Raw genomic sequence first — 8,418 nt, 5'->3', positions numbered from 1 at the left:
CGGGGGCGGGAGGGGCTGCTCGGCCGGTGAGCCCCGGCCGAGTGGGCGCGGGGGTGTGGGTGGCGGAGCCCCCACTGCGCGCGGCGAAGCCGCGCAACAACAGAGATGGCGAGGTGGTTCGCGCTTTCCGCGAACACACCTCGCCATCGTCATCGTGCGCCGCCAGGGACTCGAACCCCGGACCCGCTGATTAAGAGTCAGCTGCTCTAACCAACTGAGCTAGCGGCGCATGACTCCCGCCTTCCGCTTTCCGCGGTCGGCGACGAGGAAAATACTACCTGGTTCCGAGGGGTGCTCGGGACCAGGTGCGGCGGCGCTAGATCGCCAGCGACAGCAGCACCGGTGCCGCGTTCCGGTTGAGGGCGTCCGCGGCCTGGCGCAGGCGGTGGGCGTGCTCGATCGGGAGGGACAGGGCGAGGCAGCCCACCGAGGCGCCCGCCGTGATCGGGACCGCCGCGCAGACCGTGCCGACCGCGTACTCCTGGAGGTCCAGCACGGGCACCGTCGGCGGCTGGGACTCCAGCCGGGAGAGCAGCAGCTTGTCGCTGGTGATGGTGCGCGAGGTGAGGCGGGCCATCTTGTGACGCGAGAGGTGGTCGCGCCGGGCGTTGTGGTCGAGCTGGGTCAGCAGGCTCTTGCCGATCGCGGTGGCGTGGGCGGAGTAACGGAAGTCGACCCACTCGTTGACCGCGGGCATGGCCGGGCCGACCGCGCACTGGGTGACCTTGACCTCGCCGTCCACGTACCGGCTCATGTAGACGGCCGCGCCGACCGAGTCGCGCAGCCGGTCGAGGGTGTGCTGGAGCGTCTCGCGCAGGGCGCCCTCGCGGTCGTGGGCCGAGGCGAGCCGGGCGAGGGCCGCCCCGGTGACGTACGCCCCGTCGGCGACCTGCTCGACGTACCCCTCGCGGCGCAGCATGCGCAGCAGGGTGGTGAGGCGCTCGGGGCCGAGGCGGGTGTGACGCGCCAGTTCGGTGTCGGTCACCCCGGTGGTGCGGCGTGCCACGGTCTCCAGGACGCGCAGGGCGTCCTGGGCGGAGTGGTACGGGGCGGTCGGCTCGTGCTTCAGCGCCACGGTGGTCCCCCTGCGCTCGCTCTGTGGGCCGCGATCCGGACGGCGGATCCCTATCACGATAACCGGCAAGAGCCGCACAGGGAGAGGTTGTTGCCGAGAAAGTGGCCCGCGCGCGGCCTCTCAACTGCGGCGCAGGCTCACTGGCATATGCCAAAGGCACGAACCGGCGTCCGGACCTCGCGTGATGGCGCGTTCACTTTTTGTAATCAGAGGACCGCGCTGAGGAATTCCCGGGTTCGATCCTTCTCAGGATCAGCGAACATCTGCTCCGGCGGCCCCGATTCGATGACCCGCCCGCCGTCGAACATCAGTACCTGGTCGGAGATGTCCCGGGCGAAACCCATCTCGTGGGTCACACAGAGCATCGTGATGTCGGTGGTGCGGGCGATGTCCCTGAGCACGTCGAGCACGCCCGCGACCAGCTCCGGGTCGAGCGCGGAGGTCACCTCGTCCAGCAGCAGCACCTTCGGCCGCATCGCCAGCGCCCGGGCGATCGCCACCCGCTGCTGCTGGCCGCCGGACAGCTGCGTCGGCCGGGCGTCGCTCTTGTCCGCCAGGCCCACCATCTCCAGCAGCTCCTTGGCCCGCTCCTCCGCCTCGTCCTTGGACAGGCCGAGCACGGTCACCGGAGCCTCGGTGATGTTGCGCAGCACGCTCATGTTCGGGAACAGGTTGAACTGCTGGAACACCATCCCGATCTGCTTGCGGACCTCCCGCACCTGCTTCTCGGATGCCGGGAACAGCTGCTGCCCGTCGACCGTGATCGTGCCCTCGTCCGGCTTGGTCAGGGTCATCAGCAGCCGCAGGATCGTGGTCTTGCCGGAGCCCGAGGGGCCGATCAGGGTGACGTGCTTGCCGGCGTCGACGGAGAAGTTCAGCCGGTCGAGCACGGTGTTCGTGCCGAATCGCTTGGTGATCCCGTCCAGGCGGATCAGCTCGCCGCCGCCGGTGGACGGGCCGGCACTGGTGCCGGGATCTTTCATCAGAGGGGTGTCAGCGGACAAGGCGTCGCTCCAGGGTTCGCAGGAGAAGGGAGGCCAGGTAGGAGATGAGGATGAAGGCCACACCGATCACGGTGAGGGGCTCGGTGAACTGGAAGTGCTGCTGGGAGTAGAGCCGCGCCTGACCGAGCATCTCCAGCACGGTGATCACCATCAGCATCGGCGTGTCCTTGAGCATCGAGATCACGTAGTTGCCGAGGGCCGGGATCACCCGGCGGATCGCCTGCGGCAGGATCACCGCGGTCCACGTCCGCCTCAACGGCAGGTTCAGCGCCGTCGCCGCCTCCCACTGGCCGGGGGGCACCGCCTCGATACCGGCCCGGTAGACCTGCATCGTGTAGGTCGAGTAGTGCAGGCCGATCGCGAACACGCCGGTGGCCATCGCCGAGAAGGTCAGACCCCACTCGGGCAGCACGTAGAAGAGGAAGAACAGCTGCACCAGCAGCGGTGTGTTGCGGACGAACTCGGTGACGACCCCCACCGGCCAGCGCACCCAGCGGCTCGGCGTCCGCATCAGCAGCGCCCACACCAGCCCCAGGGCGAAGGAGAGCAGCGAGCCGAGGGCCAGCGCCTGAAGGGTGATCTCCAGGCCGTCCCAGAACTGCGGCATGAATCCGCTGACAGCGCTCCAGTCCCACTTCATGCGGCACCTCCGCTCGCGGCTCCCACACCGGTCGCCTGCGCGCGCTTGCGTTCACGCGCGGTGTTCTCCGTGCCCGGGTCCTTGCCGATCCCGGCCCTCAACCGCTTCTCCAGCACCCGCATCAGCCGCGTGATCACGAAGGCGATCAGGAAGTAGATCAGCAGGACGTACGTGTAGATCTCCGCGCTCTGCTGGAGCGCCAGCCGCACCAGGTTGGCGCTGAAGGTCAGGTCGCCCATGCCCATGACGGAGACCAGCGCGGTGCCCTTGAGCAGCTCGACCAGCAGATTGCAGAAGGACGGGATGGTCTCCGGCACCGCCTGCGGCAGCAGGATCAGCCGCAGCCGCTGCCAGGGCGTGAAGCTGAGCGCGATGCCGCCCTCCAGCTGCGCCGGGTCGACCGCGTTCAGCGCACCGCGCACGATCTCCGAGCCGTACGCCCCGTAGGTCAGGCCGAGCGCCAGCGTGCCGGCCCACATGGGCACCAGCTGCCAGCCGAAGGCGAGCGGCAGCACGAAGAACACCCAGAAGATCATCACCAGTGCCGAGGTGCCACGGAACACCTCGGTGTAGAGGCCGGCGAGGAAGCGGACGATCCACAGCCGGTGGGTGCGCGCGAGGCCCGCGGCGAAGGAGACGGCGGCGGCCAGCAGCGCGCTGAACACCAGGAGCTGGACCGTGGTCCAGACTCCCTCGAGTACGAGTTTCCAGAGCCCTGTGGTCATCCGCCGCACAGCTCCTTCGCGGTGAGATCGGTCATCTCGGCCTTGGTGAAGCCGAACGGCCGCAGGATGCGCAGCAGCTCGCCGCTCTTCCTCAGCTTCTTCAGTTCGGCGTTGAAGGCGTCCCGGAGCTTCGTCTCCGTAGACCGGAACGCGAACGCGCCGCCGTCGACGTGCGGTTTGCCTTCCACGATCGGGACGAAGGGCTTGACGGCCTCCGCCTTGGCCGACTTCCCCACCACCTGCCGTACCGTGACGGCGGTCCCGGCGAAGAAGTCGACGCGCCCGGCCTCGACGGCGTTCAGGCCGGCCACCTGGTCCGGGACGATCAGGATGTCGCTCTCCTTGTACCCGGCCTCGACCGCGTGCTGGATCTGCGCGTACCCGGTGCCGGTGGCGCACTTGGCCTTCTTCGCCACGGCGTCCTTGAAGGTGTGCAACCCCTTCGGGTTCCCCTTGCGGACGACGAACGAATCCAGCATCTGGTAGTCCGGGTCGGCGAAGATGACCTGCTTGCAGCGGTCCGGGGTGACGTACATCCCGGCGGCCACGACGTCGAACTGCTGGGAGTTGAGGCCGGGGATGAGCGAGCCGAACTCCGTCGGCACCGGCTGCACCCGGTCGATGCCGAGCCGTTTGAAGACGACACGCGCCAGTTCCGGCGCCTCGCCGGTCAGCCGGCCGTCCTTGTCGATGTAGCCGAAGGGGATCTCGCCGGCGATCCCGAGGCGTACGACGCCCTGGGCCCGGAGCCGGTCGAGCAGCTCGCCGCCGTTCGTGGTGGACGCGGTGGCCACGCGCGAGCAGCCCGCGGCGCCCAGCGCACCGGCCGCCGCGATGCCGGCGAGCACCGAGCGGCGGGTGTGTCTGTGTTCGTATCCGGTTGTGTGATGGTCGTACCCGAGTGGTGGAGCCATGGCGGCGCGGCTACCCGAACGCAAGCTACTTATGCGCCACGGTTTTCACGCGCCCGCGGCGGTACCCGGCGCGTACGGGGTACACGTACCGCCGTCCGGAAGAACCGCAGGAGGGCAGGACATGACCGCACTCGGAATCCTCTACCCGGGTCACTTCGCCGAGGACGACTACGCGCGCATCGAGCAGCTCCTCGGCAGTGACATCCGGGTGGACCTGGTCCGCATCGAGGTCGCCGAGGACATCCACCGGGTCGACGCGCTGCGGGAGATGGGCTCACCCGAGCGGCTCGCGGCGAGCGTGGAGGGGCTGCGGCTGGCCGGTGCGGAGACAGTGGTGTGGGCGGCCCCCAGTGGCGGCTTCGGATACGGCTGGGAGGGCGCCCAGGAGCAGGTGCGTGCCCTGGCCGTGGCGGCGGGCATGCCGGCCTCCTCGACCTCCTTCGCCTTCGTGCACGCGGTGCGGGAGCTCGGGGTGCGGCGGGTGGCTGTCGGGGCGCCCTATGCGCAGGATTCGGCTGATCTCTTCGCGGACTTCCTGCGCGCCGGGGGCGTGGAGGTGGCCGGGGTGCGGGCGGCCGGGGCCGGGACGCCGGAGGAGATCGCGGAGTGGGGCGAGGCTCAGACGCTGGCGCTGGCCCAGGCGGCGGACGCGCCCGGCGCGGAGGCGGTGGTCCTGCCGGACATCGCGCTGCACACGGCGGCGCACGTCCCCCTCCTTGAGGAGACCCTGGGCAAGCCCGTCCTCACGGCGAACCAGGTCACGGTGTGGGAGGGGCTGCGGCTGGCCGACCGCCGGGTGAACGCGCCGACGCTGGGGGCGCTGTTCACGCGGGAGCCGATCGTGCAGGTCTGAGGAGCTGGACTCGGCGTCCGGGCCGCCCGGGAATAAGCGGAGCCACCCTCCTGTTAAGCCTCTCCACAGGCCATCGCCGAGCAACAGGAGGCACCCACCGTGTCGGCAGACGAGATCCGTGGAACCGCGCAGGGGAGCGCCCCCGTCCCCCTCTCCGTGCTGGATCTGGTGACCGTCGGCGCGGGGAGTACCGCCACCGACGCGCTGCGGACCAGCGTGGCGCTGTCGCGGTTCGCGGAGTCACGGGGATTCCACCGGTACTGGGTGGCCGAGCACCACTCGATGCCGGGGGTGGCCTCCTCCTCGCCGGCCGTGATCCTGGCCCACCTCGCCGCGCACACCGAGCGGATCCGGCTCGGATCGGGCGGGGTGATGCTGCCGAACCACGCGCCGCTGGTCATCGCCGAACAGTTCGGGACGCTGGAGGCCATGGCGCCCGGGCGGGTCGACCTCGGTCTTGGGCGGGCCCCCGGGACCGACGGTGCCACCGCGGCCGCGCTGCGGCGCACGGACACGCTGAACGAGGGCGCCGACGACTTCCCGCAGCAGCTCGCCGAGCTGACCCGGTTCCTCGACGACGACTTCCCCGACGGGCATCCGTACCGGCGAATCCACGCCATACCCGGACCGGTCCAGGCGACCTCCCCGGGCGGCGTCCAGTCACCGCACCGCCCGCCGGTCTGGCTCCTCGGCTCCTCCGGCTTCAGCGCCCGCCTCGCCGGCCTGCTCGGCCTGCCCTTCGCCTTCGCTCACCACTTCTCGGCGCAGAACACGATCCCGGCCCTCGACCTCTACCGGGAGTCCTTCCGGCCGTCCGCGGTGCTCGACCGGCCGTACGCCCTGATCGGTGTCTCCGCACTCGCCACCGACGACGAGAAGGAGGCCGGCCGGCAAGTACGCGCCACCGCCCTGAACATGATCCGCCTGCGCACCGGGCGGCCCGGCCTCTTCCCCACCCCCGAAGAGGCCGAGGCCCACGAATTCAGCCCGATGGAGGAGGATTTCGTCGCCTCCTGGACCGGCAACATCGTCCACGGAACGGCCGACGAGGTCCGAACCGGCCTCGACGAACTCCACAAGCGCACCGGAGCCGACGAGCTGATGCTCACCACACACGCCCACCGCGGCGAACTGCGCCTGCGCTCGTACGAACTCATCGCGGACGCTTACGGGTTGCCCACCGCGTAGGTCTGGGCGCCCAGCAGCTCGGAGATGCGGTCCGGTGGTACCGGGCGGGAGTAGAGCCAGCCCTGGCCGGTGTCGCAGCCGATTCGGCGTAGGCGGGTGGCCTGGGCGGAGGTTTCCACGCATTCGGCGGTCACCGTGAGGCCCAGGCGGTGGGCCAGTTGGATCATCGCCTCGACGATGACCTCGTCGGCCGGGTTCGGCGGGGCGGCGGTGGCGTCCTTGGCCTCCTCGTACTGGAAGCCGCGCACGAAGGAGCCGTCCAGTTTGAGGACGGACACCGGCAGGCGGCTGAGGTAGGCCAGGTTCGAGTAGCCGGTGCCGAAGTCGTCGATGGCGATGCCCACGCCCATGTCACTGAGGGACTTCAGGACCTGCAGCGGGCGGCCCGCGGAGCCCATCACCGCCGACTCGGTCAGCTCCAGTTGGAGCAGGCGCGGGGCGAGGCCGGTCTCCGCGAGGGTCTCCGCCACGTCGGCCACCAGGTCGGAGTCCCACACCTGACGCACGGCCACGTTGACGCTCACGAAGATCGGCGGCTCCCCGGGGTGGTCCAGGTGCCAGCGGCGGGCCTGACGGCAGGCGGTCGCCAGGGCCCAGCGGCCCAGCGGGACGATCGAGCCGTCCTCCTCGGCCAGTCCGATGAACCGATTCGGCGTCAAGATGCCGAACTGCGGGTGGTTCCAGCGGACCAGCGCCTCGACTCCCCGCAGACGGCCGTCCTCCATGGCCACCAACGGCTGGTACTCCAGCACGAATTCGCCGCGGTCGATGGCATGGCGGAGCGTGGAGGACAGGGCCTGGCGGGTCATGCGGTGCGCGTTGCGCTCCGGGTCGAACAGCGTCCAGCGGGCCTTGCCGTCGGCCTTCGCCCAGTACAGCGTCGTGTCGGCGGCCTGCATCAGGCCGGTGGCGGTGGTGCCGGCCGCATGGCGTTCCACGACGCCGATCGACGCGGACAACGACAGCCGCCGGCCCGCGAGATCGAAGGGCTCCTGGAGGGCCTCGAGCGCCGCCTCGGCCAGCTCGGCGAGCTGCTCCGTCCCCGTGGAGTCCTCCACCAGCAGCGCGAATTCGTCGCCGCCGAGCCTGGCCACCAGCGGCGTGCCCGACCGGGCGTACCCGGCCTCGTCGGCGACCCGGGTCAGACGCTCGGCCACGGCGGCCAGCAGGCGGTCGCCCACACGGTGGCCGAGGGTGTCGTTGACCGCCTTGAATCCGTCCAGATCCAGGTAGCACAGCCCGATCCGGCCGGTGCCGCTCTGCTCGTACGACTCCGCCTCCAGCGCGGCCGACAGCCGCTCGAAGAACAGCGTGCGGTTGGGCAGCCGGGTCACCGGGTCGTGCATCTGCAAGTGCCGTAGCCGAGCCTGGAGTTCACGGTGCGCGCCGATGTCGGCGACGGACAGCAGGATGCCCGGCTCGGCGTCCGGGAGGGGGGCGACGGTGACCTGCACCCACACCGCGTGGCCGTCGGGGTGCTTCAGCCGGCGGGTGCAGCGCAGCTTGGTCTGCCGCCCGCGCAGCACCTCGCGATAGGCGTGCCAGATGCGGGCCTCGGAGGTCAGGTCCACCAGATCGGCGGCGACCTGCCCGGTCAGCGCGGCGGGATCGGTGCCGAGCAGGGTGCCCAGGGCGGCGTTGGCGTCGGCGACCAGGCCCTCCCGGTCGACCACCGCCATCGCGAGCGGGGCGGCCTCGAAGACGGAGCGGTAGGCACGCCCCGCACGGGCAGGTGTCGTATTGTCACTCTCTGTTACGGCGGACCGGTCGAGGTCAGCCGCGGGCGTCGGCCCTTCGGACGTTCCGCTCACCGCTCGCTCCCGCAGTGCACTCGATCTCGGTCCGCGCAGGAAAGTGTGCCGATCATAGAGGCTGGCCCGAGGGCCTTCCAGTCACTGTCCAGTCTCCACGATGACCCGGCGGTTGTGACAGATCGTTTCTGCCCGTCCCTGGACGGGTTCTACGGGCCTCCGACCGGTTGTGACGTTCCGTGAGCGTTTCGGGGTGTCGGCCATTCGG

Annotated in this window: 8 protein-coding genes and 1 tRNA gene; 2 read left to right on the top strand and 7 right to left on the bottom strand. The window is 70.4% G+C overall.

What is annotated here, in order from left to right; genetic code table 11:
* Nucleotides 1–155 precede the first annotated feature (155 nt).
* The 6 genes from ACH45E_RS28605 to ehuB form a co-directional block, all read right to left on the bottom strand.
* Nucleotides 156–229 (bottom strand) — tRNA-Lys (locus ACH45E_RS28605).
* Nucleotides 230–316: 87 nt separating this feature from the next.
* Nucleotides 317–1,075 (bottom strand): IclR family transcriptional regulator C-terminal domain-containing protein, encoded by a 759-nt coding sequence (locus ACH45E_RS28600; protein WP_361450522.1) that lies wholly within the window; start codon nt 1,073–1,075, stop codon nt 317–319.
* 206 nt (nt 1,076–1,281) lie between these two features.
* Nucleotides 1,282–2,058 (bottom strand): ectoine/hydroxyectoine ABC transporter ATP-binding protein EhuA, encoded by a 777-nt coding sequence (gene ehuA, locus ACH45E_RS28595; protein WP_361450525.1) that lies wholly within the window; start codon nt 2,056–2,058, stop codon nt 1,282–1,284.
* A 10-nt stretch (nt 2,059–2,068) separates the two neighbouring features.
* A complete protein-coding gene (gene ehuD, locus ACH45E_RS28590; protein WP_361450528.1) occupies nt 2,069–2,719 on the bottom strand; it encodes an ectoine/hydroxyectoine ABC transporter permease subunit EhuD in 651 nt (216 codons plus the stop codon).
* On the bottom strand, nt 2,716–3,444 hold the full coding sequence (gene ehuC, locus ACH45E_RS28585; RefSeq protein WP_361450531.1) for an ectoine/hydroxyectoine ABC transporter permease subunit EhuC: 729 nt from the start codon (nt 3,442–3,444) through the stop codon (nt 2,716–2,718). Before ehuC ends, ehuD begins: the two co-directional genes overlap by 4 nt.
* Nucleotides 3,441–4,358, bottom strand: coding sequence for an ectoine/hydroxyectoine ABC transporter substrate-binding protein EhuB (ehuB, locus tag ACH45E_RS28580; RefSeq protein ID WP_361450534.1), 918 nt, complete (start codon nt 4,356–4,358; stop codon nt 3,441–3,443). Before ehuB ends, ehuC begins: the two co-directional genes overlap by 4 nt.
* 121 nt (nt 4,359–4,479) lie before the next feature.
* On the opposite strand from ehuB, the gene ACH45E_RS28575 reads away from it, so the two are divergent.
* Nucleotides 4,480–5,211: a decarboxylase gene (locus ACH45E_RS28575; protein ID WP_361450537.1), complete on the top strand. Its 732-nt coding sequence runs from the start codon at nt 4,480–4,482 to the stop codon at nt 5,209–5,211.
* Between the two features lie 99 nt (nt 5,212–5,310).
* Nucleotides 5,311–6,399: an LLM class flavin-dependent oxidoreductase gene (locus ACH45E_RS28570; RefSeq protein WP_361450540.1), complete on the top strand. Its 1,089-nt coding sequence runs from the start codon at nt 5,311–5,313 to the stop codon at nt 6,397–6,399.
* On the opposite strand, the gene ACH45E_RS28565 is transcribed toward ACH45E_RS28570, so the two are convergent.
* Nucleotides 6,378–8,210, bottom strand: coding sequence for an EAL domain-containing protein (locus ACH45E_RS28565; protein WP_361450543.1), 1,833 nt, complete (start codon nt 8,208–8,210; stop codon nt 6,378–6,380). The two genes, ACH45E_RS28570 and ACH45E_RS28565, sit on opposite strands and share 22 nt — an antisense overlap.
* Nucleotides 8,211–8,418: the final 208 nt, after the last annotated feature.

The sequence above is a fragment of the Streptomyces sp. NPDC020299 genome, assembly GCF_044387825.1.
Taxonomy (GTDB): domain Bacteria; phylum Actinomycetota; class Actinomycetes; order Streptomycetales; family Streptomycetaceae; genus Streptomyces.
This window is presented reverse-complemented; position numbering and strand designations above follow the sequence as displayed.

Coding starts and splice junctions, on each gene's coding strand:
- ehuA (WP_361450525.1), bottom strand. CDS start 2,058: ATGAAAGATCCCGGCACCAGTGCCGGCCCGTCCACCGGCGGCGGCGAG.
- ehuD (WP_361450528.1), bottom strand. CDS start 2,719: ATGAAGTGGGACTGGAGCGCTGTCAGCGGATTCATGCCGCAGTTCTGG.
- ehuC (WP_361450531.1), bottom strand. CDS start 3,444: ATGACCACAGGGCTCTGGAAACTCGTACTCGAGGGAGTCTGGACCACG.
- ehuB (WP_361450534.1), bottom strand. CDS start 4,358: ATGGCTCCACCACTCGGGTACGACCATCACACAACCGGATACGAACAC.
- ACH45E_RS28575 (WP_361450537.1), top strand. CDS start 4,480: ATGACCGCACTCGGAATCCTCTACCCGGGTCACTTCGCCGAGGACGAC.